Source organism: Paenalicyclobacillus cellulosilyticus (genome assembly GCF_014647315.1).
Taxonomy (GTDB): Bacteria; Bacillota; Bacilli; order Alicyclobacillales; family Alicyclobacillaceae; genus Alicyclobacillus_J; species Alicyclobacillus_J cellulosilyticus.
The window spans coordinates 1-607 of sequence record NZ_BMOY01000130.1; the positions used below are offsets into that span (position 1 = coordinate 1).

Below are 607 nucleotides of genomic sequence, written 5' to 3' on the forward strand. Positions count from 1 at the left end.
GTGGCGCCTCGGGCGGGAGCGGCACCGCCCAGGGCGGCGGGGCCGCCGGCGCAGGCGGAACGGCCGGCGCGGGCACGGGAGCAGAGCCAGCTTCCGGCGGCCAGAGCGGAAGCCAGGGTGGCAGCGGATCGAGCGCGCACACGTACGATCCGGCGACCGACGGCGACCTCATCCTCTTTCAGCTTGACACAGGGGCGTATGAGACGCTCATCAATGGCCAGGTGGCGCAGGAACTCAAGCTGCCGAACCTGGGACCGGATGTGGTCCAAGGTGTGACGGGGCTCGATGCAGGGTACGACAGCCGCATCACCGTCTATCTGGGTGATGTGAAGTTCACCATACCCTGTGTGGTGGATCCGAAGTACGACGGCCCTTGCTTGTTTGGTTACCAAGCGTTTGCCGACAACGGCTGGGACGTGCTGGTGTCGCAGAAGCACGGGACGCTGAGCATCATGAGCTCGAACGCATGAATGACGTTTATGGCTTCAACGGCCGGGCAGCGGCGGGTGAAACGGGCGCTTCCGCGCGGCGGCCGGGCAGCGGGCAGCGGGCAGCGGTCAGCGGTCGGGCAGCGGGCGACGACGGCCGGGCAGCGGGCGACGGCGGG

General features: G+C 68.5%; 1 pseudogene. It reads left to right on the top strand.

Annotated features, from left to right (window positions below):
* Positions 1–470 (top strand): annotated as a pseudogene (locus IEX97_RS13180) (hypothetical protein); the annotation flags it as partial.
* Positions 471–607 lie beyond the last annotated feature (137 nt).